General features: G+C 72.4%; 22 protein-coding genes, 1 tRNA gene and 1 other RNA gene. 11 read left to right on the plus strand and 13 right to left on the minus strand.

What is annotated here, in order from left to right; all coding sequences use genetic code 11:
* Nucleotides 1-37: 37 nt before the first annotated feature.
* Nucleotides 38-1696: a bifunctional 3'-5' exonuclease/DNA polymerase gene (locus FJ658_RS11990; RefSeq protein WP_141145611.1), complete on the plus strand. Its 1659-nt coding sequence runs from the start codon at nucleotides 38-40 to the stop codon at nucleotides 1694-1696.
* A gap of 10 nt (nucleotides 1697-1706) precedes the next feature.
* On the opposite strand, the gene FJ658_RS11995 is transcribed toward FJ658_RS11990, so the two are convergent.
* Nucleotides 1707-2249: an Ig-like domain-containing protein gene (locus tag FJ658_RS11995; protein WP_141145612.1), complete on the minus strand. Its 543-nt coding sequence runs from the start codon at nucleotides 2247-2249 to the stop codon at nucleotides 1707-1709.
* Between the two features lie 366 nt (nucleotides 2250-2615).
* On the opposite strand from FJ658_RS11995, the gene FJ658_RS12000 reads away from it, so the two are divergent.
* Entirely contained in the window at nucleotides 2616-3119 is a 504-nt protein-coding gene (locus tag FJ658_RS12000) for a DUF3145 domain-containing protein (protein ID WP_181408439.1), read from the plus strand.
* A gap of 221 nt (nucleotides 3120-3340) precedes the next feature.
* Here FJ658_RS12000 and FJ658_RS12005 read toward each other — a convergent pair whose 3' ends face one another.
* The 4 genes from FJ658_RS12005 to FJ658_RS12020 all read right to left on the minus strand — a co-directional run bounded on the left by FJ658_RS12005 (nucleotide 3341) and on the right by FJ658_RS12020 (nucleotide 6886).
* A complete protein-coding gene (locus FJ658_RS12005; protein ID WP_141145613.1) occupies nucleotides 3341-4576 on the minus strand; it encodes a beta-ketoacyl synthase in 1236 nt (411 codons plus the stop codon).
* A 102-nt stretch (nucleotides 4577-4678) separates the two neighbouring features.
* Nucleotides 4679-4927, minus strand: a complete 249-nt coding sequence (locus tag FJ658_RS12010; RefSeq protein ID WP_141145614.1) for an acyl carrier protein — start codon at nucleotides 4925-4927, stop codon at nucleotides 4679-4681.
* Nucleotides 4928-4967: 40 nt separating this feature from the next.
* Nucleotides 4968-5966 (minus strand): beta-ketoacyl-ACP synthase III, encoded by a 999-nt coding sequence (locus tag FJ658_RS12015; RefSeq protein WP_141145615.1) that lies wholly within the window; start codon nucleotides 5964-5966, stop codon nucleotides 4968-4970.
* A complete protein-coding gene (locus FJ658_RS12020) occupies nucleotides 5963-6886 on the minus strand; it encodes an ACP S-malonyltransferase (protein WP_255447704.1) in 924 nt (307 codons plus the stop codon). Before FJ658_RS12020 ends, FJ658_RS12015 begins: the two co-directional genes overlap by 4 nt.
* A 102-nt stretch (nucleotides 6887-6988) precedes the next feature.
* Between FJ658_RS12020 and FJ658_RS12025 the strand changes: the two genes are divergently transcribed.
* Nucleotides 6989-7888, plus strand: coding sequence for an alpha/beta fold hydrolase (locus FJ658_RS12025; RefSeq protein WP_141145617.1), 900 nt, complete (start codon nucleotides 6989-6991; stop codon nucleotides 7886-7888).
* Between the two features lie 6 nt (nucleotides 7889-7894).
* Here the strand turns inward: FJ658_RS12025 and FJ658_RS12030 are convergent, their stop codons facing one another.
* The 3 genes from FJ658_RS12030 to aceE form a co-directional block, all read right to left on the minus strand.
* Entirely contained in the window at nucleotides 7895-9109 is a 1215-nt protein-coding gene (locus FJ658_RS12030; protein WP_141145618.1) for a glycosyl hydrolase family 18 protein, read from the minus strand.
* Between the two features lie 86 nt (nucleotides 9110-9195).
* Nucleotides 9196-10347 carry a CdaR family transcriptional regulator gene (locus FJ658_RS12035; RefSeq protein ID WP_141145619.1) on the minus strand — a complete coding sequence of 384 codons (1152 nt, stop codon included), beginning with the start codon at nucleotides 10345-10347 and terminating at the stop codon, nucleotides 9196-9198.
* 41 nt (nucleotides 10348-10388) lie between these two features.
* On the minus strand, nucleotides 10389-13115 hold the full coding sequence (gene aceE, locus FJ658_RS12040; protein ID WP_141145620.1) for a pyruvate dehydrogenase (acetyl-transferring), homodimeric type: 2727 nt from the start codon (nucleotides 13113-13115) through the stop codon (nucleotides 10389-10391).
* A gap of 264 nt (nucleotides 13116-13379) precedes the next feature.
* Between aceE and FJ658_RS12045 the strand changes: the two genes are divergently transcribed.
* Nucleotides 13380-13856: a peroxiredoxin gene (locus FJ658_RS12045; protein ID WP_141145621.1), complete on the plus strand. Its 477-nt coding sequence runs from the start codon at nucleotides 13380-13382 to the stop codon at nucleotides 13854-13856.
* Nucleotides 13857-13892: 36 nt separating this feature from the next.
* On the opposite strand, the gene FJ658_RS12050 is transcribed toward FJ658_RS12045, so the two are convergent.
* Nucleotides 13893-14603, minus strand: a complete 711-nt coding sequence (locus FJ658_RS12050) for a DUF1345 domain-containing protein (protein WP_141145622.1) — start codon at nucleotides 14601-14603, stop codon at nucleotides 13893-13895.
* A gap of 61 nt (nucleotides 14604-14664) precedes the next feature.
* On the opposite strand from FJ658_RS12050, the gene FJ658_RS12055 reads away from it, so the two are divergent.
* From FJ658_RS12055 to rnpB, 6 genes are all read left to right on the plus strand, one after another.
* Nucleotides 14665-14737: transfer RNA gene (locus FJ658_RS12055), tRNA-Val, on the plus strand.
* A 1-nt stretch (nucleotide 14738) separates the two neighbouring features.
* Nucleotides 14739-15680: a DMT family transporter gene (locus tag FJ658_RS12060; RefSeq protein WP_141145623.1), complete on the plus strand. Its 942-nt coding sequence runs from the start codon at nucleotides 14739-14741 to the stop codon at nucleotides 15678-15680.
* 9 nt (nucleotides 15681-15689) lie between these two features.
* On the plus strand, nucleotides 15690-18824 hold the full coding sequence (locus tag FJ658_RS12065; protein WP_141145624.1) for a cytosine permease: 3135 nt from the start codon (nucleotides 15690-15692) through the stop codon (nucleotides 18822-18824).
* A gap of 29 nt (nucleotides 18825-18853) precedes the next feature.
* Entirely contained in the window at nucleotides 18854-19666 is an 813-nt protein-coding gene (locus FJ658_RS12070) for a Nif3-like dinuclear metal center hexameric protein (RefSeq protein WP_141145625.1), read from the plus strand.
* A gap of 54 nt (nucleotides 19667-19720) precedes the next feature.
* Nucleotides 19721-20455 (plus strand): zinc ribbon domain-containing protein, encoded by a 735-nt coding sequence (locus FJ658_RS12075; RefSeq protein WP_141145626.1) that lies wholly within the window; start codon nucleotides 19721-19723, stop codon nucleotides 20453-20455.
* A gap of 37 nt (nucleotides 20456-20492) precedes the next feature.
* Nucleotides 20493-20868, plus strand: an RNA gene (rnpB, locus tag FJ658_RS12080) — RNase P RNA component class A.
* Nucleotides 20869-20913: 45 nt separating this feature from the next.
* On the opposite strand, the gene ppgK is transcribed toward rnpB, so the two are convergent.
* Both ppgK and map read right to left on the minus strand, forming a co-directional pair.
* On the minus strand, nucleotides 20914-21720 hold the full coding sequence (gene ppgK / locus FJ658_RS12085; protein ID WP_141145627.1) for a polyphosphate--glucose phosphotransferase: 807 nt from the start codon (nucleotides 21718-21720) through the stop codon (nucleotides 20914-20916).
* A 75-nt stretch (nucleotides 21721-21795) separates the two neighbouring features.
* Nucleotides 21796-22662 carry a type I methionyl aminopeptidase gene (gene map / locus FJ658_RS12090; protein ID WP_141145628.1) on the minus strand — a complete coding sequence of 289 codons (867 nt, stop codon included), beginning with the start codon at nucleotides 22660-22662 and terminating at the stop codon, nucleotides 21796-21798.
* A 53-nt stretch (nucleotides 22663-22715) separates the two neighbouring features.
* On the opposite strand from map, the gene FJ658_RS12095 reads away from it, so the two are divergent.
* On the plus strand, nucleotides 22716-22889 hold the full coding sequence (locus FJ658_RS12095; protein ID WP_141145629.1) for a methionine aminopeptidase: 174 nt from the start codon (nucleotides 22716-22718) through the stop codon (nucleotides 22887-22889).
* Nucleotides 22890-22902: 13 nt separating this feature from the next.
* Here FJ658_RS12095 and FJ658_RS12100 read toward each other — a convergent pair whose 3' ends face one another.
* Entirely contained in the window at nucleotides 22903-23106 is a 204-nt protein-coding gene (locus FJ658_RS12100) for a hypothetical protein (protein ID WP_141145630.1), read from the minus strand.
* A 2-nt stretch (nucleotides 23107-23108) separates the two neighbouring features.
* Nucleotides 23109-23924 carry a 3-methyl-2-oxobutanoate hydroxymethyltransferase gene (gene panB / locus FJ658_RS12105; protein WP_141145631.1) on the minus strand — a complete coding sequence of 272 codons (816 nt, stop codon included), beginning with the start codon at nucleotides 23922-23924 and terminating at the stop codon, nucleotides 23109-23111.
* Nucleotides 23925-23929 lie beyond the last annotated feature (5 nt).

Genomic DNA, 23929 nt, shown 5'->3' on the forward strand with positions numbered 1-23929 from the left:
GTCGGCGGGTGTCGCCGGTCGGCGGCAGAATCGAGGGGTGCCCGTCGTGCTCGATCGCCGCGGCGACCGCGTCGTCGCCGTCACGGTCGACGACGACGCCGTCGAACTGCATCGCATCGACGTGGCCGCGGCGGATCTGATCGAGTGGATGCGCGGCCACGAGTCGCGCGAGCACCCCCGCTGGGTCTGGTCCGATACGACCGAGTGGTACCCGGCTCTGCTGGGCCGCGGCATCCGGGTCGAGCGCGCCGTCGACCTGCGTCTCTGCCGCCGCATCCTTCGCTCGGCCGAGGCGGCGGCCGGCTCGCGGCTCGCCGCAGCGCGCCGCGACGCCTGGGATCGAGCGCCGATCGCGAGCGCGCCCGATTCGGGCACGACGCTGTTCGACCTCTCCGCGCCGGCCGAGCGATCCGACCCGCTCGACGAGCTCCGGTTGCAGACCGAGGCGGTGGCGCAGAGCGCGCAGCGCGGCGTGCTCGCGCTCCTGCTGGCCGCGGAGAGCGTCGGAGCCCTGACCGCGGCCGAGATGTCGCATGCCGGCCTGCCCTGGAGCGCGTCGCGCCACGACGAGATCCTGACCGACCTGCTCGGCGCCCGTCCCGTCGCCGGCCGCCCGCGGCGGATGGAGGAGCTCGTCGTGCGGCTGCGAGAGCTGCTCGAGGCCCCGGACCTCGACCCCGACTCGCCCGAGCGCCTCCTGCGCGCGCTGCAGAACGCCGGGTTGCCCGCGCGCTCGACGCGCTCGTGGGAGCTCAAGGAGATCGAGCATCCCGTCATCGCACCGCTGCTCGAGTACAAGAAGATGGCGCGCGTGCTCACGGCGAACGGCTGGAACTGGGTCGACACCTGGGTGCACGAGGGGCGCTTCCGCCCGGTGTACGTCGTCGGCGGCGTCGTGACCGGGCGCTGGGCCTCGGACGGCGGAGGAGCGCTGCAGCTGCCGCATCAGGTGCGCGGCGCCGTCGTCGCCGATCCGGGCTGGAAGCTCGTCGTCGCCGATGCCGCGCAGCTCGAGCCGCGCGTGCTCGCCGCGATGTCCGGCGACGCGGCGATGGCGCGGGCGGGGCGCGCTCACGACCTGTACGAGGGCATCGTCGCGAGCGGCGCGGTCGCGGATCGCTCGGAGGCGAAGTACGGCATGCTCGGCGCCATCTACGGCGGCACGACCGGTGTCAGCGGTCGTGTGCTGCCCCGGATGCGCCGCGCCTTCCCCGCGGCGATGGCTCTCGTGGAGGACGCGGCGCGGGCGGGGGAGCGCGGGGAGCGCGTGCGCACCTGGCTCGGCCGCACCTCACCCGCCGGGCGGGGCGAGGGCTACGACGAGACGCTCACCGACGAGGCGCGCGCCCGTGCCCGCACCGACGCCCGCTCATGGGGACGCTTCACCCGCAACTTCGTCGTGCAGGGAACCGCGGCGGAGTGGGCGATGTGCTGGATGGGTGCGCTGCGTCGTCGCCTGTGGCAGCTCGGCGAGGGGGCGCCGAGCATCGCGCCCGAGCCCTTCGCGCGGCGGCCGCACCTGGCGTTCTTCCTCCACGACGAGGTCGTCGTGCACGCTCCGGCCGAGCTGGCGGATCGCGTCGCCGAGGAGATCAGGTCAGCCGCCGCCGACGCGGGTCGGATGCTGTTCCCCGCCGCGCCGGTCGAGTGGGCGCTGACCGTCGCGATCGTCGACAGCTACGACCGCGCGAAGTGAGCGGCGGGGCTCAGCGCTGGGTCTTCGCGACCGCGTCGACGCCCGCGCGAACGATCTCGATCGCCGTGCTGACCACGGTGTCATCCGCGGCCGCCGCGCTGGTCGCGCTCGTCGTGTCGGCCGGCGCGCTCTCGTCCGGGGCGGAGGCCACCGGGGCGGTCGGCGTCGACGTCGACGGCGCCGCGCTCGCGACCGGCGCCGGAGCGGCGGGGGCGGCCGGAGCCGAGGTGACGGGGGGAGCGACGACGACCGGCGCCGCGACGCTGATCGACACGTTCACGGGCGTCGAGGTGCCGTGGCTGTCGGTCACGACGAAGGCGAAGTGGTCGCTGCCGGAGAAGCCGGACTGCGGCGTGTAGACCGCCGTGCTGCCCGACAGGGAGACATCGCCGTAGCTGGCGAAGAGCGCGAGCTGGTAGGTGAGCGCCTCGCCCGTCGAGCTGGTGCCGCGCAGCGGGATGCTGACCGCGGTTCCGGCGGCGGTCGAGGCCGAGCCGGCCGCCGCGATCGGAGCAGCGGCGTCATCGGCGTGAGCGAGGGCGGGTCCGGCCACGGAGAGGGCGAGACCTAGTGCGAGGGCGCCGGGAAGAGCGCGCAGGACGGGACGGGTGCGTGCGGCCACGGGGGAGACCACTTTCGGGTAAGCGCAGCGGGGACTGCGAGAGGTGGAGCCAGCGCGGGGACGATGGCCCCGATTCGGGGGTGGCCCCAGTGTAGGGAACGATGCGCATCCGCCGCTAGATCCGCGTGCGGCGCGTCTCACCGTGTCGGAGGCGGCCGAGGCCCGCGCTGCCGGTCGACACGGCGAATCACATGCTTGTCATCCCGCGGGGCCGTCGGGCATAATCGCGAGTAGCGCACGCAGCATTCTCTGCAGCCAGGTCGATGGGGAAGTCGCACCTGACGATCGGAGAAGAAAGTGGTCGCAACACCGTCGCGCGGAGTGGTCTACGTCCACTCCGCTCCTCGCGCGCTCTGCCCCCATGTCGAATGGGCCGCCGGTCGCGCCCTCGGGCATGCCGTCACCGTCGAATGGCGAGAGCAGCCCGTTCTTCGTGGTGCCCAGCGCGCCGAATTCTCATGGCAGGGTCCGCGGGGCACCGGCGCCGTCATCGCCTCGGCGCTGCGCGGCTGGGAGCACCTGCGCTACGAGGTGACCGAAGACGCCGGGCTCGGCGCCGACGGCGGCCGCTGGATGCACACCCCCGACCTGGGCGTCTTCTTCGCCCAGACCGACACCGCCGGCAATATGGTCATCTCCGAGGACCGCCTGCGCTCGGCCATGGAGACCGCCGGGTCGAACGCCCTCGAGCTGCACCGCGAGCTGCGCCTCGCGCTCGGCCAGGCCTGGGACGACGAGCTCGAGCCCTTCCGCACCGCCTCCGACGACTCGTCGGTCGTGTGGCTGCACAAGGTGGGCTGACGCGTGTCGCGCATCCTGTCTCGCCTGCGTCGCCGCCGTGGTGTCGTGGCCCGCGCCTGGCTGACCCGCCGCGCACAGCACCGCGCGGAGTTCGGACGCTCGCGACTCGGCGTCTGACCCTCAGGTTCCTCGGCGTTCTGACGCCGAGACGAGACGAGCCCCTGCCGAATACGGCGGGGGCTCGTCGTCTGTCCGGGCATCGCCCGGCACGGGGATGCGGCTCAGACGCTCCGGAACGCGGCGACGGCGTTGTGGCCGCCGAAGCCGAAGGAGTTCGAGATCGCCAGCTGGTCGCCGGAGCCCAGATCCATCGGGCTGCCGCTGATGGTCAGCGGGATCTCGGGGTCCTGCTCCGAGAGGTTGATCGTCGGCGGCGCCTGGCGGTGCTGGAGCGCGAGGATCGTGAAGATCGCCTCGAGCGCACCGGTGCCGCCGAGCAGGTGGCCGGTGGCGCCCTTCGTCGCCGAGACCGGGATGCCGTCGACGCGGTCGCCGAACGCGACCTTGAGCGCCGCGTACTCGGCGATGTCGCCGACCGGGGTGCTCGTGGCGTGCGCGTTGATGTGCGTGACGTCGTCGGGCGAGGCGCCGGCCGCTGTGAGCGCGAGGGCGACGGCGCGCGAGGCGCCGCGACCCTCGGGGTCGTTCGCCGTGATGTGGTACGAGTCGGCCGTCACGCCGCCGCCGGCGAGCTCGGCGTAGATCTTCGCGCCGCGGGCCTTGGCGTGCTCCTCGGTCTCGAGCACGAGGCTGGCCGCGCCCTCGCCCATGACGAAGCCGTCGCGGTCGACGCTGTAGGGGCGCGACGCCGTCTCGGGCGAGTCGTTGCGCTTCGAGAGCGCCTGCATCGAGGCGAACGACGCCATCGTGATCGGGTGGATGGCCGACTCCGAGCCGCCCGCGATGACCACGTCGGCGAGTCCCGCCTGCAGGTGCTCGTAGGCGTTGACGAGCGACTCCGTGCTGGAGGCGCAGGCGGAGGCGACCGTGCGCGCGAAGGCGCGGGCCTCGAAGCGCATCGACACGGCCGCGGAGGCCGCGTTCGGCATCAGCATCGGCACGGTCATGGGCAGCACGCGGCGCGGGCCCTTCTCGCGCAGCACGTCCCAGGCGTCGAGCAGCGACCAGAGGCCGCCGATGCCGGTCGCGTAATCGACGCCGAGACGCTCGGGCTCGACCTCGGGCGAGCCCGCGTCCTCCCAGGCCTCGCGCGACGCGATCACGGCGAACTGGCTCACCGGGTCGAGGCGCTTCACCTCGACGCGCTCGAGCACCTCGCTCGGGCGCACCTTCGCCTCGGCGGCGAACTTCACCGGCAGGTCGTACTTCTCCACCCACTCGTGGGGGAGCGTGCGGGCTCCGGACTCTCCGGCGAGCAGCGCCGTCCAGGTCTCGGCCACGGTTCCGCCGAGGGGCGACGACGCACCGATGCCGGTGACGACGATCTTCTTGGTCATTTCACTCTCCCTGATGGATCGACCGCGCGGCTTCTGGCCGTGGTCGAAGAAGGCGGGGGACCGGAACGGCGCCCCCGCCTTCGATGCGTCGTGACGCGGCGGTCAGGCCTGCGCGTTGACGATGTAGGTGACGGCGTCGCCGACGGTCTTGAGGTTCTTGACCTCTTCGTCGGGGATCTTCACGTCGAACTTCTCCTCGGCGTTGACCACGATGGTCATCATCGAGATCGAGTCGATGTCCAGGTCGTCGGTGAACGACTTGTCCAGCTCGACCGTGTCGGTCGCGATGCCGGTCTCGTCGTTGATGAGCTCGGCCAGGCCGGCGAGGACCTCGTCGTTGGACAGTGCCATTGCGTATCTCCTAGGGGGTGTCGATTGACCGGGATAAAGCTTAGGGGAGCCGCACGACCTGGGCTCCGAAGACCAGGCCGGCGCCGAATCCGATCTGCAGCGACAGGCCGCCGCTGAGCTCGGGCTGCTCCTCGAGCAGACGGTGGGTGGCGAGCGGGATCGAGGCGGCCGACGTGTTGCCGGTCGTCGCGATGTCGCGGCCGATCGCGACGTGCTCGGGCAGCTTCAGCTGCTTGGCGAGCTCGTCGATGATGCGCATGTTCGCCTGGTGCGGCACGAAGGCGACGATGTCGTCCGCGGTCACACCCGCCGCATCCAGCGCCTGCTGCGCGACCTTGGCCATCTCCCAGACGGCCCAGCGGAAGACGGTCTGGCCGTCCTGACGCATGTAGGGCCACTCGCTGTCGCCGTCGAGGAACTGCTCGAAGGTCGCGCTCATGCCGACCGCGCCCCACTTCGAGCCGTCGGAGCCCCAGACCGAGGCCGAGATGCCGGGCTCGTCGGCGGGCCCGATCACGGCGGCGCCGGCGCCGTCGCCGAGCAGGAACGAGATCGTGCGGTCGGTGGGGATGACGTACTGCGAGAGCTTCTCGGCGCCCACCACGAGCACGTACTCCGCGGCTCCGGCGCGGATGAGCGCATCCGCCTGGGCGATGCCGTAGGTGTAGCCGGCGCACGCCGCGCTGATGTCGTAGGCCGGGGCCGGCGTGGCGCCGATGCGGTCGGCGAGCAGCGCCGACATCGAGGGCGTGACGGCGACGTTGCTGATCGTCGAGACGAGCACGGCGCCGATCTGATCGGGCCGGATCCCGGCCTTCTCGATCGCCTCGCGGGCGGCCGTCTCGGCCAGGTCGACGGCGTCGACGCCCTTGCTGGCGCGGCGGCGCTCGATGATGCCGGTGCGCTGGCGGATCCACTCGTCGCTCGAGTCGATCGGCTCGATCAGGTCGGCGTTCGGCACCGTGAGATCGCCGCGTGCCGCGCCGAGGGCGTGGATGCGGGTGAACTGCGGCCCGACGGACTGCTTCAGGCCGGTCACGCGGCGGCCCCGATCAGCTCGACGGCCGCGTCCAGGTCGGCGGGCGTCTTGACCGCGACGGTCGGCAGGCCCTTGAGGCCGCGCTTGGCGAGTCCGACGAGGGCGCCGGCGGGAGCGAGCTCGACGAGACCCGTGACGCCGGCGGCGGCGAAGGCCTCCATCGTGAGGTCCCAGCGCACCGGCGACGCGACCTGGCCGACGAGCAGGTCGACGAAGATCGGCCCGCTCGTGATCGGCGCGCCGTCCTTGTTCGTCCAGATCGGGAGGGCGGGGTCGGCGATCTCGACGCCCTGCGCGGCCTCGCGGAGCGCATCCACGGCACTGCCCATGTAGGAGGTGTGGAAGGCGCCGGCCACCTGCAGCGGGATGACGCGGGCTCCGGCGGGCGGCGCGTCCTTCAGCGCGGCCAGCGCGGGCAGGGCCCCGGCGACGACGATCTGGCCGCCGCCGTTGTAGTTGGCGGGGGAGAGGCCGAGCTGCTCGAGCTTCGCGGCGAGCTCGTCCGCGTCGGCGCCGATGACGGCGCTCATGCCGGTCTCGGCCTCCGCGGCGGCCGCGGCCATAGCGCGACCGCGCACGGCGACGAGACGCATCGCGTCGTCCTCCGAGAGGATGCCGGCGCCGGCCGCGGCGGCGAGCTCGCCGACCGAGTGCCCGGCGATGCCCGCGAGCCTCGTGCGGTCGACGCGCTCCAGCAGCGCCGCGAGCGACAGCAGGCTCGCACCGACGATGAGCGGCTGGGCCACGGCGGTGTCGCGGATCGTGTCGGCGTCGGAGGTCGTGCCGTGCGCCGCCAGATCGACGCCGGCCGCCGCAGAGAGGGCGACGAGGTGCTCGGCGTACCGCGGCTCGGCGAGCCAGGGTTCGAGGAATCCGGGGGTCTGCGAGCCCTGACCGGGCGCGACGATGACGACACTCACCCGTCTACCTTGCCAGGCTCGGCGCGCATCCACGTCATCGACGCCACGAAGAATCCGCTGTGACCCTGTGGGATCCCTACAGTCCGACGGGAGCATGGAGGGATGACGCACCGCATCGCGCGCACCGAGCTGCTCGACATCGCCTACCGGGAATCCGGCCCCGCCGACGGCCCCGCGGTCGTGCTGCTGCACGGCTTCCCGTACGACGTGCGCGCCTACGACGAGGTCGCGCCGCCGCTCGCGGACGACGGGATGCGCGTGATCGTGCCGTGGCTGCGCGGATTCGGCCCGACGCGCTTCCGCGATGCGACGACGCTGCGCTCGGGGGAGCAGGCGGCGCTGGCCGACGACCTGCTGCATCTGCTGGATGCGCTGGGCGTCGAGCGGGCGCACCTGGTCGGCTACGACTGGGGCGGACGCGCTGCCTGCGTCGTCGCGGCGCTGCGGCCTGAGCGCGTCGCCTCGCTCGTGACGGTCGACGGCTACAACGTGCACGACCTCGCCACCGCGGGGGAGCCGGCTCCGCCCGTGGCCGAGAAGCCGTTCTGGTACCAGTACTACCTGCAGACCGAGCGCGGTCGCCGCGGGCTGGCGGCCGACCGCGAGGCCTTCTGCCGCCTGCTCTGGCGGGACTGGTCGCCCGAGTGGCCGGATGCGGAGCGCGCGTTCGCCGCGTCGGCGCCGAGCCTGCACAATCCCGACTTCGTCGAGGTCGTGACGCACTCCTATCGCGTGCGCCACGCGCTCGTGCCCGGCGATCCGCGCTACGCGGAGCTCGACCGCGCGATCGCGGCACAGCCGCCGATCACCGTGCCGACGATCGTGCTCCGGCCGCTCGCCGACGGACTGGATGCCGACATCCCGGGCGAGCCGACCGCCGATCCTGCGCTGTTCCCGCAGCTCGTCGACATGGTCGAGCTGCCGGGCATCGGCCACGACGTGCCGCAGGAGGCGCCGGACGCCGTGGTCACGGCCGTCCGGCGCCTCCGAGGTGTCGACTGAGTCGGCTCAGCAGTCGCCGACGCGCTGCCAGACGTCGGCCGACCCGGGCGTCTCTCCCTGGGTCCACCACTTCGCCTGCCAGAGGCCGCCGTCGTAGGCGGCCTGGTCGCCGCCCACGTAGACGGTGCCCGCGGCCCACGCGGCCGTCGCGCCGCAGTCGACCGGCTCGGGGTCGGTGCCCGGGTCGGTGCCGGGGTCGGTCGAGCCGCCCTGGCCGAGCGAGCCGAGGTGGCCGCCGACTGTGTTCGCGAAGGCGTAGCCGCCCGTCGAGTCCCAGTTCACCGACCAGGTCATCGCGCCGCGGATGGTCGGGTACTTCGCCGCCGGGATGTAGCTGCCGCAGTTGACGCCGGCCGCCAGGCAGTCGAGCGCGTTGTTGACGACGCTGGGCGACACGTAGCCGCTGCCCGCCGCCTGCGAGGTCGCGGGCAGGCCGAGGCCGACCTGGTCGGCGCGCAGGTGCCCGTCGAGCAGGATGTCGGCGAGAGCCGTCTGGAAGTCGACCGTGCCGGCCGAGTAGGCCTTGCCGTCGCGACCGAGCATGCTGCCCGAATTGTAGTACTGCGTGTTCACGACGGTGATGATGTTGCTGACCTCGTCGATCAGGGCGAGGTAGCTGCCGCCCGGCTGCACGTAGATGGTCTCGGGGGCCATCGTCAGCACGAAGGAGTCGCCCTTCGCGGCGCTGATCTGGCGCAGTGCGCTCGTCATGTTCTGCAGGTTCGGCGCGTTCTCGAGGTCGATGTCGACGCCGTCGAAGCCGTACTCGTCCATCAGTGCGAGAGAGCTGGAGGCGAAGGCGTCGGCCGCCGCCTGGTCGGGCAGCGTGATCACGCCGTTCTGACCGCCGACCGACAGCACGACCTGGCGGCCCTGCGAGTGCAGGGTCGCGATGTCGGCTTTGAAGGCCGCCGTGTCGTAGCCGCCGAGCGCGCTCGTGACCGCGGGGTCGAGCGTGAACGAGATCGCGCCCGGGGTGGAGGGCACCGCGTCGGCGAACGCGACCGCGACGATGCCGTAGGCATCCGGCACGTCGGCGAGCTTCAGCACGTCGGCGCCGTTGTCGAAGTTCTGCCAGTAGCCGGTCAGGGTGTGGTCGCGCACGTCCGCGGCCGAAGCCGGGCTGGTCGTCGCGAGCGCACCCGCGGTCCCGACCACGATCGCGGCGGTCGCCGTGAGCGCCGCCATGAGGATGCCGCGAGGGCGTGAGGGGTGTCGCATTCGGTTACCTTCCGATTTTGTAAGGAGGGATTACATACTCGGGTGGTGACAGCCTACGCCGATAGCGCGGCGGAACGGAAGGGCGCTCAGCCGCGCTGTGGACGGTCGGGCGCGTCAGCGATCGAGCCGACGATGAGCGCCGACTGCAGGATGAGCGCCTCGCGGGCGCCCGTCGCGTCGTAGCCGATGACCTCGCTGATGCGCTTGAGGCGGTAGCGCACGGTGTTCGGATGCACGAACAGCTCGCGGGCGGTCGCCTCGAGCGAGCGGCCGTTGTCGAGGTAGCACCAGAGCGTCGTCAGCAGCTCCTTGGAGTGCGCCTGCAGCGGCTTATAGATGCGGTTGATGAGCGTGCCGCGGGCGAGGCTGTCGCCCGCGAAGGCGCGCTCGGGCAGCAGGTCGTCCGACAGCGTCGGCCGCGGGGCATTGCGCCACGACCGCGCCACCGCGAAGCCGGCGAGGGCCGCCCGGGCGCTCTTGGCCGCATCCAGCAGGGTCGGAACCTCGTGGCCGAGCACCAGGTGACCGGCGCCGAAGCCGGGTTCGAGGGCTTTGGCGATCTCGAGGAACGCGAGCTGATCACGCGACTCCGAGTCCGGGTCCTCGGGCGGATCGACGCGCCCGATCACGAGCACGAGTCGGCTGCCCTGCACGCCGATCAGCACGTCGGAGTCGAGGTGGCGCGCCGTGCGGCGCAGCTGGTCGACGTCGAGCATGCGCGGCGCGGTGCCGACGAGCACGCAGACCGCGCCGTGGCCGTTCCAGCCGAGCGCCGCGATGCGGCTGGGCAGCTCGGAGTCGTACTCGCCGGTGAGGATCGAGTCGACGACGAGGGCCTCGAGCCGCGCATCCCAGAGCCCGCGGGCCTCGGCGGCGCGAGCGTAGACGTCGGCGGCCGCGAAGGCGATCTCGCGCGAGTACAGCAGGATCGCCTCGCGCAGGGTCGCGTCGTCGCCGACGCGGTGCTCCACGACCTCGACCGTGATGCGGATCAGCTGCAGCGTCTGCTGCAGGCTCACCGAGCGCAGCAGCTCGCGGGGGGCAGCGCCGAACACGTCGGCGGCGATCCACGGGGTCGACTTGGGGTCGTCGAACCAGGAGATGAACGAGGTGATGCCCGCCTGGGCGACGAGGCCGACGGCGCTGCGTCGCCCGGGCGGCATGTCCCGGTACCAGGGGAGCTCATCGTCCAGCCGCTTGAGCGTGCTGGTGGCGAGCTCCCCCGAGAGGGAGCGCAGACGCGTGAGCGTCTGCGCCTTGCTGCGTTCCGTGGCCGGGCCTAGCTCTCGCCGCCGGCCGAGCCCGAGGTGCCGGCCGACACGTCGTGCAGACGGTAGCGGTCGATCGCCTGCTGCACGATCGACGGGTCGCCCTGTCCGCGACGCACGAGCGCCTGAAGCGCTCGCACGACCATCGAGGGTCCGTCGATCTTGAAGTCGCGACGGGCCGCGGCACGGGTGTCGCTGAAGCCGAAGCCGTCGGCGCCGAGCGTGTAGTAGTCACCCGGAACGAAGGGACGGATCTGGTCCTGCACCGCGTGCATGAAGTCCGAGACCGCGATCTTCGGGCCCTCGGCATCCGCCAGCTTCTGCGTGACGTAGGGCACCTGCAGCGCCTCGTTCGGGAACAGGAAGTTGTGCTCGTCGGCGGCGAGGCCGTCGCGGCGCAGCTCGTTCCACGACGTGACGCTCCACACGTCGGCCGAGACGTTCCAGTCTTTCTGCAGCAGCTCCTGGGCCTCGAGAGCCCACGGCACGCCGACGCCCGAGGCGAGCAGCTGCACCTTGACGCCGGGGTGGTCGTTCTTCTTGAGCAGGTAGATGCCCTTGAGCACGCCGTCGACGTCGAGGTCCTCCGGCTCGGCCGGCTGAGCCATCGGCTCGTTGTAGACCGTCAGGTAGTACATGACGTCGGGGTCGGGGTGCGCTCCGCCGTACATGCGCTCGAGACCGGCGCGCACGATGTGCCCGACCTCGTAGCCGAAGGCGGGGTCGTAGCTGACGACGGCCGGGTTGGTCGCCGACAGCAGGTGCGAGTGCCCGTCCGCGTGCTGCAGGCCCTCGCCGGTCAGCGTGGTGCGACCGGCGGTGGCGCCGATGATGAAGCCGCGGGCCATCTGGTCGCCGGCGGCCCAGATGGCGTCTCCGGTGCGCTGGAAGCCGAACATCGAGTAGAAGACGTACACCGGGATGAGCGGCTCGCCGTGCGTCGCATACGAGGTGCCGGCCGCGGTGAACGCCGCGAAGGCACCCGCCTCGTTGATGCCGACGTGCACGATCTGGCCCTGCGGGCTCTCCTTGTACGCGAGCAGCAGCTCGCGGTCGACGGAGGTGTAGTGCTGGCCCTTGGGGTTGTAGATCTTCGCCGTGGGGAAGTAGGCGTCCATGCCGAAGGTGCGCGCCTCATCCGGGATGATCGGCACGATGCGGTGGCCGAACTCCTTGTCGCGCAGCAGGTCCTTCAGCAGGCGGGCGAACGCCATCGTGGTGGCGACCTCCTGCTTTCCGGAGCCCTTCTTGACGACCGAGTAGGCGCTGTCGTCGGGGAGCGACACCGGCACGTGCGTGCGGCGGCGCTCGGGCAGGTAGCCGCCCAGCTCGCGGCGGCGCTCGTGCAGGTACTGGATCGCCGGGTCGTCCTGACCGGGGTGGTAGTACGGCGGCAGGTAGGGGTTCTCCTCGAGCTGCGCATCCGTGATCGGCACGCGCATCTCGTCGCGGAACTGCTTGAGATCGTCGAGCGTGAGCTTCTTCATCTGGTGGGTCGCGTTGCGGCCCTCGAAGTGCGGTCCGAGGCCGTAGCCCTTGACGGTCTTCGCCAGGATGACGGTGGGCTGGCCCTTGTGCTCCGACGCCGCCTTGTAGGCCGCGTAGACCTTGCGGTAGTCGTGACCGCCGCGCTTGAGGTTCCAGACCTGCTCGTCGCTGAAGTCCTTGACCAGCTCGAGGGTGCGCGGGTCGCGGCCGAAGAAGTTCTCGCGCACGTAGGCGCCGTTCTCGGCCTTGTAGGTCTGGTAGTCGCCGTCGGGGGTGACGTTCATCAGGTTGACGAGCGCGCCATCCGTGTCACGGGCGAGCAGGTCGTCCCACTCGCGGCCCCAGACGACCTTGATGACGTTCCAGCCGGCGCCGCGGAAGAAGCTCTCGAGCTCCTGGATGATCTTGCCGTTGCCGCGCACGGGCCCGTCGAGGCGCTGCAGGTTGCAGTTGATGACGAAGTTCAGGTTGTCGAGGCCCTCGTTGGCGGCCCACTGCAGGGCGCCGCGGCTCTCGACCTCGTCCATCTCGCCGTCGCCGAGGAAGGCCCACACCTGGCTGGCCGACCGGTCGGCGATGCCGCGGTTGGTGAGGTACTTGTTCGACTGCGCCTGGTAGATCGCGTTGATCGGGCCGAGACCCATCGACACGGTCGGGAACTGCCAGAACTCCGGCATGAGGCGCGGGTGCGGGTACGACGAGAGCCCGTTGGGCGCGTGCGAGCGCTCCTGGCGGAAGCCGTCGAGCTGGTCCGTCGTCAGACGGCCCTCGAGGTAGGCGCGGGCGTACATGCCGGGGGAGGCGTGGCCCTGATAGAAGACCTGGTCGCCGCCGCCCGGGGCGTCGTGCCCGCGGAAGAACCAGTTGTGGCCGGTCTCATAGAGCGCGGCCGACGACGCGTAGGTCGAGATGTGGCCGCCGACGCCGATGCCGGGACGCTGCGCGCGGTGCACCGTGATGGCGGCGTTCCAGCGGATCCAGCGGCGGTAGCTGCGCTCGAGCTCCTCGTCACCGGGGAACTCGGGCTCGTTCTCGGGCGCGATCGTGTTGATGTAGTCGGTGGTGGGCACCATCGGCACACCGAGCTGCAGCTCCTTGGAGCGCTTGAGAAGGCTCAGCATGACGTCGCGACCGCGACCGCGGCCCTGCGCCTCGACGAGCGCGTCAAGCGATTCCTGCCACTCCGACGTCTCTTCGGGATCGCTGTCGATGTGCTCCGACGAGTAGGGGTCCTGATCGTTGACCGTCACCCTCGACCTCTTCCTGTGTGTCGCTCGGCGTGGCCGGTGGACCACGCTGCCTGCGAGCACGCGCGAACGACCCGGGGTGGTGGTGGGGGCGCGTGCTGCGCGACCCACTCTATTGCGCGCGGCCTGCACGTCGCGCCGGGCGGCGCTCGGCGGCACCTGACGGCACGCTGTGAGCGCATCCTGCCGCCCGGCGGAAACAGGCGTAGCATCTCCCGCTGTGCCCGACGGATCCCCGCCGGGGAAGCGCGAGAGGAACGCACGTCGATGGCTCTGGAGAACGACACCCAGGCACCCGATTTCGAGCTGCCGAACCAGTACGGCGAGCACATCCGCCTGAGCGACTTCCGCGGCGTGCGCCCGGTCGCGCTGGTCTTCTTCCCGCTCGCGTTCTCGAGCACCTGCACGGGCGAGCTGTGCGCGCTGCGCGACAACCTCGCGCTCTTCAAGGAGAAGGGCGTCGAGCTGATCGGCATCTCGGTCGACTCGAAGGCGACGCTGCGCGCTTGGGCCGAGCAGGAGGGCTACGACTTCACGCTGCTCGCCGATTTCTGGCCGCACGGCGACGTCGCCAAGGAGTACGGCGTGTTCCTCGAGCACAAGGGCTTCGCGAACCGCGCGACCTTCGTGATCGACGCCCGCGGCATCATCCGCGCCTCGTTCATCACCGCGCCCGGAGAGGCCCGTTCGATCGACGAGTACCGCGAGGCCCTCGCCGAGGTCATGCCGGCGCCGGTCGCCTGACCCGACCACCTCGCACCATCGGCGCGCTGCCCCGACTCAGGAGCCGATCAGGCTCACGGACCTCGCGATCACGAGCGACAGCAGCACGAAGCCGCCGAACGACTGCGCGAGCATGAGCAGCTTCGCCCGGTGCGACAGCGGCATCGTGTCGGTCGCGCTGAACGCCATCGAATTGCTCGCCGAGAAATAGACGTAGTCGAGGTAGCCCGGCATCCAGTCGGCGGTCTTCGACGAGCGCTTCGCGACCTCGTCGATCGCGTCGTGATCCTCGTCCTGCGGGAACCGGAAGTCGGCCGCGGGCAGGCGCTCGCGCGCATCCCGGCGCCGGGCGATCGGGCCACCGCGGTCCATCTCCCAGTAGACGGCGGCGAACACCGCGACGTTCGTCACCCACACCTGCACGGCGGCGAGCAGGATCGACGGTCCGTCGGCTCGCGACCCGGTCACGAGCTCGACGATCAGCTGAGCGAACGCCGCCTGGTTCGCCACAAGCAGCACGAAGCTCACCGCGATCGACAGCCGCCGCGACCAGCGCGCCTCGCGGTTGAGGCGGTGCGGGTTCAGCAGCAGGAGCGGCACGAACATGGCGAGAGCGAGCGCCGCCACGACGACGCGCACCGTGACGTTGAAGTCGCTCGGGAGCAGCAGGTAGAGCACGATGGCGCCGAGGATGCCGACGGCGACCGGCCAGCGGTGCTCCGCCTGGGCGCGGAAGTCCTCGTTCGCCGCGGCGCGCCCGGAAGCCATGGCGTCACAGTAGGCCGGTAGCATCGAGCGGTCGCGGCGGCTCCCAGGAACCCCGCACCCGGGGCTCTTAGCTCAGCTGGTAGAGCGCCTCGTTTACACCGAGGATGTCGGGGGTTCGAGTCCCTCAGGGCCCACATGGTGATGCCGGCTCCGGATGCGGCGGCTCCGGCGTCGCGCCGACCGGCCGCGCTCGGACTCGTGCTCGCCTCGGTGCTCTGGGGCACCACCGGCACCGCCGCCGCCGCGATGCCCGCCGCGGTCTCTCCGCTCGCGATCGGCGCCGCGACCATGGGGATCGGCGGCCTCGTGCTGTCCGCGCTCTCGGCTCGCCCGGCGATCGCCCTGCTGCGGGCTCCGGCATCCCGGCGCTGGATCCTGCTCGGGGCGCTCGGCGCCGTGATCTACCCGCTGGCGTTCTACACCGGGATGGCCTGGGCGGGCGTCGCGGTCGGCAACGTCGTCGCGCTGGGGTCCGGTCCGATCTTCGCCGCCGTGCTCGAGTGGGCGGTCGACCGGCAGCGGCCCGGACGGGCGTGGATGGTCGCGACCTCGGCGGCGCTGATCGGCATCGTGCTCCTGGCGGCGACCGGGCACGGGGCGGATCGTGCGGGCGCGGACTCGACGCCGGCGTCGCTCGGCGTCGTCTGCGGGCTCGTGGCCGGCGCCGCCTACGCGCTCTACACCTACGCCGCCGCCCGGGTCATCGCGACCGGGGCCCCCAGCCGCGCGGTCATGGCCGGCATCTTCGGCGGGGCGGCGCCCGTGCTCCTGATCGTGCTCGTCGCGACGGGAGCGGCGCTCGTCGCGAGCCCGACCGCCCTGGGACTCGCGAGCTATCTCGTGCTCGGGCCCATGGTGCTCGCGTACCTGCTGTTCGGATGGGGTCTGCGAGGCGTGCGCTCCAGCGTCGCGACGACCATCACCCTGCTCGAGCCCGCCGTGGCGACCCTGCTCGCCGTGCTCGTGCTGCACGAGCGTCTCGGCGCCCTCGGCTGGGTGGGCCTCGCGCTCGTCCTCGGCGCCGTCGTCGCACTCGCCGCGGCCGGTCGGCGCGGAAGAACTGAGGATCACCCCTAGAATCCGGGCATGAGCGGCGTACCCGGGCCCGAGCGCTCGGACGACGACGCCCTCGCCGACGCGATCCTCGCGAGCTACACGTCGTCGATCCCGATCATCCCGCCGGGGTCGGCCGATCTCGACTGGGACGTCGACCTGGTCGACGAGCGCGCGCAGGGTGACGATCGTGCCGATGACGCGGAACACGCGGAAGCCGAAGCCGAAGCCGAAACCGAAGCCATCGTGGGCGACGTGCTCGGTCGACCCGAGCCCGACTCCGAAGCGGCACCGGCCCCGAGGGCTGAGCCCGACGCCGCTCCCCAGCCCGTTCCGATCGAGCAGCCCGACGCCATCGACGACACTCCCGCCGAGGGGCCGCTCGCTCCCGAGGAGCCGGCCCCGTCGGTCCCGTTCAGCTGGATGCGCGACTCCGAGCCCGTCGTCGCCGCCGATCGCGGGTCGTCCGCGGCGTCGGGCGACGGCGAGCCCGCCCCCTGGCTGACGGCGCCGCCGCCCGCCGCGCCGCTGACCGCGCAGATCGACCTGCCGCCCGCCGCCCTCGTCGGGTCCAATCCGGATGCGGCGGCGGCGAAGCCCGTCGCCTCGCCCGCCGGCGGACTGCTCGGCGACTTCGCCGCCGACGCCTCGGCCGGGGACGCCTTCTCTCAGCTCGAACGCCAGCTGCGCGACCTCGCGCCGCCCGATCCCGCCGCGGTCGTGCCGCTCGAGGCCCCGGCGATGTCGGACGAGTCCATCGAGCCCGACGATCCGGCCGCCCCAGCCGAGTCCCTCGACCCTGCCACCACCGTCGCTCCGGCTGGGGTCATCGATCCGGTCGATCTCGCGGAATCGGCACCGCGCCCGCCGGTCGAGCTGCCGCCGATGACCGCGCCGATCGCCACGGTCATCGCGGCACCGGAGTCGGCATCCCCGCCCGCGGCGCCGCCGAGCTCCGCGGATCCCTCCGCCGCCGAATGGGCGGCCGCTCCGCCACCCGTCTTCGCGGCCCCGCCGCTGGTCGAGCCGCCGTCGCGCGATCCCGTCGTGGCCCCGTTCGGCGACACCGTCGCGGCGCCCCCGCCCGCCCCTGATGCCCCCGCGTCGTCGGACGCGCCGCCCGCCGGAGCCGCGGACCCCGACAGTCCGCCCACCGACACTCGGCGCGCCGACACACCGCCCGCCGAGGGACCGCGCGACGAGGCGATCGACCTCTCGGCGTTCGCGCCGCCGTCGGGCCCGCCCTCCGGCGTCATCACGCTGCCGCCGGAAGCCTGGCTCGCCGAGCATCCGCTGCCGGCCCCTGCGCCTGCGCCCGCAGCCGGTGCGCCGATCCCGAACCTGGCCTCGTTCGACGCCCTGCTTCCCGATGACGAGCGCCCGGAGCTGCGACTCGAGCCCCGCCTCGACACGACCTCGCTCATCGATCCGCGTCTCAGCGCCGCGGCGACGAGCGATGCCGACTACTCCGACGACGACGACGGATCGGTCGATCCGGAGGACCGCGCGCCCGTCGCCGCCGTGCCCGCGGCACCCGCGATGACGCCGCGGCGCCCCGATCTCGGCACCCCGCCGCCGGTCGGCACCGCGACGCGCCCGGGGACGCCCGCCGCGGGCGCCGCCGACGGGACCGCGGACGGCGGCGTGGACGCGGAGCCGACGCTCGACACCCCGGCGGCCGCCGCCGACGCCACCTCGGTCGTCGTGCCCCCAGCCCGTCTGCCGCGCATCCTGTCGCTCGAGTTCGACGCGGTCGAGCCGACTCCGCTCGAACGCCGCGCGGGTTCGGCGACCCGGATGCTCTGGCTCGCGTTCGGCCCGAGCGCCTCGCTGCTCGTGGTCGGTCTCGGCGCGGGCCTGATCGCGGCGGGCGCGAGCCTGCGCCAGGCCGTCGTCGCCGTGCTGATCGGCGCGGCGCTGTCGTGCCTGCCGCTGGGACTCGGGGCGCTGGCCGGCAAGTGGAGCGGTCAGCCCGCTCTCGTCACATCCCGGGCGGTGTTCGGCCTGATCGGCAACGTGCTGCCGACCGTGCTCGCCCTGCTCGCGCGGGTGGGGTGGGCCGCCGTGCTGCTGTGGCTCGCCGCGGATGCCGTGGGCGGGCTCGTGGCGACCTCCGACACCGCCGCGTCCGGCACCGCGCGCATGGTCGCGCTGCTGGTGGGCCTCGTCATCGCCTGCGCGATCGCCGTGGTGGGCTACGGGCTGCTGTCGCTGCTGCAGGCGATCGCCTCCGTGGTCGGCCTCGTGGTCGCCGGCGGGGTCATCGCCCTCACCGTCCCGCGGCTCGATCTGACGGCCGCGCTGATGCTCCGCGACGGACCGTGGTCGCTGGTCCTCGGGGGCGCCGTGCTGGTGCTGGCGGTCGGCGGACTCGCTCTCGCGCAGTCGATCGGCGATCTCGCGCGGTATCAGCGTCCCGCCGGGCACGGCTCGGCCAACATGGTCGCCGCCGCGCTCGGTTCGGCCGTGCCGCTCCTGGTGCTCGGCGGCTGGGGCGCCCTGCTCGCCGCCTCCGACCGCGATCTCGGCGCGCAGCTCGTGCGCGACCCGGCCGGTGCGCTGGCGTCGCTGCTGCCGGCCTGGGCGCTCGTGCCGGTGCTGCTCGGCGCGGCGCTCAGCGCGGTCGCCGCGGCGGCCGTCGCCGTGTACTCGGGCGGGCTCGCGCTGGCCGCATCCGGCATCCGCGCCCCGCGTCCGATCGTCACCTTGCCCGCCGCGCTGGTCACGGCCCTGCTCGCTCTCGCCCTCCTCGCCGCGCGAGCCGAATCCGCGACGTTGCTGAGGGACGCGGCGATCACGCTCGCCGTACCGGTCGCCGCGTGGGCGGGGCTGGTCGCCGGCGACCTCATGCTGCGCAGTCGCCGGTTCCACACCCCGTCGCTGCTGCGCCGCGGCGGCGCCTACCGCGACGTGCGCCCCGCGAACCTCGTCGCGCTGGTCCTCGCGACGGCGATCGGCTGGATGCTCACCACCGGCGAGACCGCGGCCTTCGGCTGGCAGGGCGGGCTGTTCCCGCTTCTGGGGCTGTCCGACGGCGACCCGATCGCCGACGCGGATCCCGGCGTGCTGGTCGCGCTCGCGCTCGGTCTGGCGGTCGCGCTGATCAGCGGAGCCCGCTCCGTGCGTCGTCAGGAGATCGCCGTCGTGGCGCCCGAGCCGACGCTCTGACCGCTCGTCCGGATCCCTAGACTGGGCGGATGCCGATCCTCGCCGACGTCACCGCCGCCGCGGAGCGTCTCTGGCCGTCGGCGGGAACCGAGGCGTGGGACGCGCCGGGCCTGCTCGCCGGGCGGCCCGCCGACGTCGTGACGCGCATCCACCTGGCCGTCGACGCCACCCTCGCGACCGCCGAGGAGGCCGTCGCCGCCGGCGCTCAGCTGCTGCTCGTGCATCACCCGCTGCTGCTGCGCGGGGTCACGGCCCTCGCCGAGGACCGCTACAAGGGCGCGGTGATGGGCACGCTGATCCGCGGCGGATGCGCGCTGCTCGCCGCGCACACGAACGCCGACGTCGTGCGCACCGGGACCTCGGCCGCTCTCGCCGCCCGCCTGGGGCTCGTGGATGCGCAGCCGATCGTGCCCGGCGCGCAGCCCGATCACGGCCTCGGTCGCGTCGGGTATCTCCCCGCGCCGATGACGCTGCGCGAGCTCGCCGATCTCGTGTCGGCCGCGATCCCCGCGACGGCGAGCGGAGTCCGCGTCTCGGGGGATCCCGACCTCACCGTGCGTCGCGTCGCCCTGTGCGCGGGCGCCGGCGACTCGCTGCTCGAGAACGCCGCCGTGCGCTCCGCCGACGTGTACCTGACGAGCGATCTGCGCCACCACCCGGCCTCGGAGGCGAGCGAGAACGCCGCCGTCGGCGGGGGACCGGCGCTCATCGACATCTCCCACTGGGCCGCCGAGTCGCTCTGGCTCGATCTCGCCGCCGACGAGCTGCGCACCGCGCTGCCCGGCATCGAGGTCGTCGTCAGCCGGCTCAGCACCGACCCCTGGACGTTCCGGGTCGACTGACCCGCGCATCCGCCGACCACCACGACCGCACCGCGACGAGACGAGACTGACGACATGAAGGCCGCCCCCGCCGACCAGGCCCTGCTGCTGGAGCTGCAGGAGCTCGACACCCGCATCCAGCGCGCCACCCAGCAGCTGGCGAAGCTGCCCGAGCAGCAGGAGCTCAAGGCCATCGCCGAGGGCCGCGACGTGCTGCGCATGGAGCTGGCGCAGCGCAACGGCGCCGTCGAGGATGCGCAGACCGAGCTGAAGCGCACCGAGACCGACGTCGCCACCGTCGACGCGCGCATCGCCCGCGACACCCAGCGTCTGCAGTCGAGCACCTCGGTCAAGGACATCCAGGGCCTCGAGCAGGAGCTCGCCGCCCTCGCGAAGCGCAAGAGCGACCTCGAGGACATCGAGCTCGCCGTCATGGAGACCGTCGAGGAGCGCACCGCCGAGGTCGAGAAGACCCGCGCGGGGCTCGCCGACCTCGAGCAGCGCGCCGCCACGACCCAGGCGGCCCTCGAGAAGGCGCAGGCGACCCTGCACGGCGACCAGGAGGCCGCCGTGACCGCCCGCGCCGGACTCGAGCCCCGCATCCCGGCCGACCTGCTCGCCCTCTACGAGAAGCAGCGGGCGCGCTACGGATCCGGCGCCTCGCTGCTGCAGCGCGGCGTCTCGCTCGCCGCGGGCGTCGCGCTCAACGCGAGCGACATGAACACCGTGCGCGCCGCGGCGCCCGACGACGTGCTGCTCTGCCCCGAGTCGCAGGCGATCCTGGTGCGCACCGACGAGTCCGGCATCTGAGCCGCGACGGCTCCCCGACGCTCTAGGCTGGATGCGAACGGGCCGGCAGACGGTCGCGTCACCTCCGCGAGGGGGTGCCGAGGAACGTCCGGGCTCCACAGAGCAGGGCGGTGGGCAACACCCACCCGGGGTGACCCGCGAGAAAGTGCAACAGAGAGCAGACCGCCTCGGACCGGCTCCTTCGGGAACCGGACCGCGGTAAGGGTGAAACGGTGGTGTAAGAGACCACCAGGGGCCCGAGCGATCGGGCTCGCTGGGTAAACCTCGCCCGGAGCAAGGTCAGACAGACACCGATGAAGCGGCTCGCCGAGGTGTCGGGTAGACCGCTGGAGGGCTGCGGCGACGCAGCCCCGAGATAGATGGCCGTCACGGAGAGATCCGTACAGAACCCGGCGTATCGCCGGCCCGTTCCTCAGTTCCGACTGAGCCGTGTCAGCGGCTCCTGCCGGCGACGGCGATCAGGATGCGGTCGTGCTGTGCAGCGGCGCGCCGCCGTGCGGCTCCACGTGCGCGCGCGACGTCAGCGCCGCCGCCCCGAGGATGCCGGCGTTGTTGCGCAGCACCGCCGGCACGATCCGCGCCCGCAGCTTCAGCAGCGGCAGGAAGTGCTCGTGGTGCTTCGAGACGCCGCCGCCGACGACGATCAGGTTCGGCGAGAACAGCGCCTCGACGTGCGCGTAGTAGCGCTGCAGCTTCTTCGCCCACTTCTCCCAGTCCCATTCGTGCCGCTCCTTCGCGGCGTAGGAGGCCTTCGTCTCGGCGTCGTGGCCGTCGATCTCGAGGTGCCCGAGCTCGGTGTTGGGCACGAGCACGCCGTCGTTGATGAGGGCGGTGCCGATCCCGGTTCCGAGGGTCGTGAGCAGCACGACCCCGTCGACGCCCTTCGCGGCGCCGTAGCGCAGCTCGGCGACGCCGGCGGCATCCGCGTCGTTGACGAAATGGATGTCGCGCCCGAGCGCCTTCTCGAAGAGCTCCTCGGCCGCGAGGCCGATCCACTTCTTCGAGACGTTCGCCGCCGACATCGTGTGGCCGTCGATCACGACCGCGGGGAAGCAGACGCCCACGCGCAGGCTGTCACCGTCGAGCGCCTCCGCGAGCAGCTCGTCGACGATCTGCTTCACGACCTCGACGATCGCCTCGGGCTCGCCGCCCTCGGGGGTGGACTTCTTGACGCGGTCGCTCAGCAGCTCGCCGCTGTCGAGATCGACGAGCGCCCCCTTGATGCCGGTGCCGCCGATGTCGATGCCGATCGCCCGTGAACTCACGCATCCACCCTAGCCAGCCGACGGCGGGACTCGGCGACGCGCGGGCCCGCGCTCAGCGACGGCGCCCCGGTGACGTCAGGGCAGCGTCAGCAGCTCGGCGCCGCGCTCGGTGACGACCATCGTGTGCTCGAACTGCGCCGTCAGGCTGCGGTCGCGGGTGACGACGGTCCAGTCGTCGGCCCAGAGATCCCAGCGCTCCTCGCCGGAGATCGTGAGCATGGGCTCGATCGTGAAGACCATCCCGGGCTCCATCACGGTCGTCGCGCTCGGGTCGTCCCAGTGCGGGATGACGAGGCCGGAGTGGAACGTCGCGCCGACGCCGTGGCCCGTGTAGTCGCGCACGACGCCGTAGCCGAAGCGCCGGGCGTAGCTCTCGATCGCCCGGCCGATGACGTTGATCTGACGGCCCGGTGCGACCGCCTTGATGCCGCGGTTCAGCGCCTCCCGGGTGCGATCCACGAGGTCGACGACCTCGGGCGCGGCGTCGCCGACGAGGAAGGTCGCGTTGAGGTCGCCGTGCATGCCGTCGACGTAGGCGGTGATGTCGATGTTGACCAGGTCGCCGTCGCGCAGCACGGTGTCGTCGGGGATGCCGTGGCAGACGACTTCGTTGATCGACGTGCAGCTCGACTTCGGGAAGCCGCGGTAGCCGAGCGTCGAGGGATAGGCGTCGTGCGCCACGAGGAAGTCGTGAGCGACCTCGTCGAGGTGGTCGGTCGTGACCCCGGGACGGATCGCGGCGCCGACCGCCTCGACCGCGCGGGCGGCGATGCGGCCCGACTCGCGGATGCGGGCGATCTCGGCGAAGTCGTAGACGTCGCCGCGGTCCGAGCGGCGGGGTCCCGGGCGTCCCACGTATTCCGGACGCGGAATGTGGTGGGGCACCGGACGCTGGGGGCCGACGGCGCCGGGGACGAGCAGACCGGAGTCGTCGAAAGGCATGAGGATCAGCCTAGGCGCTGGTCGCCGCCGGGGCCGCCGCGTAGCCTGGCGTCATGACCGACTGGTGGTACAACCACAAGACCGGCGAGGTCGAGGAGGGCGCGCAGTCGCTCGGCTCCGACCGCGACGGGCCGTTCGCCTCCCGCGAGGAGGCAGCCCGCGCTCCGCAGATCGCGCAGGAGCGCGCGCGGAAGTGGCAGGCGGAGGAGTCCGCCGAAGACAATTGAGCGGCGAGCCGGACTAGACGCGGCCCTCGCGAGCCCGGCGCAGCAGCCAGACGCCGACCCCGATCATCCCGGCCGCGACCGCGACGAGGACGAAGCCGAGGATGATCAGCGGCGTCTTGCCGGCGATCGAGCCCCAGATGATCACCGTCAGGCCGATCGCCAGCGAGAGACACTGGGTGATGATGACGCGCTTGGCCGCGGATGCCGGATCCCGCATCGTCAGTCCTCGAAGCTGTGCTCGGCCGCCGGGAACGTGCCGGCGGTGACGTCGGCGGCGTAGGCCCGCGCCGCATCCTCGAGGGTCTGCGCGAGCTGGGCGTACTGCTTGACGAAACGGGGGAGACGCCCGGTCGCCATGCCGGCCCAGTCGGTCCACACCAGGATCTGCCCGTCGGTGTCGGGGCCGGCGCCGATGCCGATCGTCGGGATGCTGAGCTCCTCGGTGACGCGCTTCGCCGCGGCGGCCGGGACCATCTCGAGCACGACCGCGAAGGCGCCGGCCTCCTGCACGGCGTGCGCGTCGGCGAGCAGCTGCTCGACACCGGCGCCGCGGCCCTGCACGACGTGACCGCCGAGACCGTGCTCGCTCTGCGGGGTGTAGCCGATGTGGCCCATGACCGGGATGCCGGCCTCGACGATCCGGCGGATCTGCTCGGCGCTGCGCACCCCGCCCTCGAGCTTCACGGCGTGCGCGCGGGTCTCCTTCATGAAGCGGAAGGCCGTGTGCAGCGCCTCGTCGGCTCCGGTCTCGTACGACCCGAAGGGCAGGTCGGCGATGACGAGCGCGCGCTTGACCGCGTTCGCGACCGAGCGGGCGAGCGGGATCAGCTCGTCGACCGTGATCGGCAGGGTCGTGTCGTAGCCGAGCACGTTGTTGCCCGCCGAGTCGCCGACGAGCAGGAAGTCGATCCCCGCGCGGTCGAAGATGCCGGCGGTGAGCTGGTCGTAGCTGGTGAGTCCCGTGATCTTCAGACCCTGCTGCTTCGCGTTCTGGAAATGCCGGGTGCGGACCCGCTTGACCACCTCGTCTGCCATGCGGT

Source organism: Schumannella sp. 10F1B-5-1 (assembly GCF_006517535.1).
GTDB lineage: Bacteria > Actinomycetota > Actinomycetes > Actinomycetales > Microbacteriaceae > Schumannella.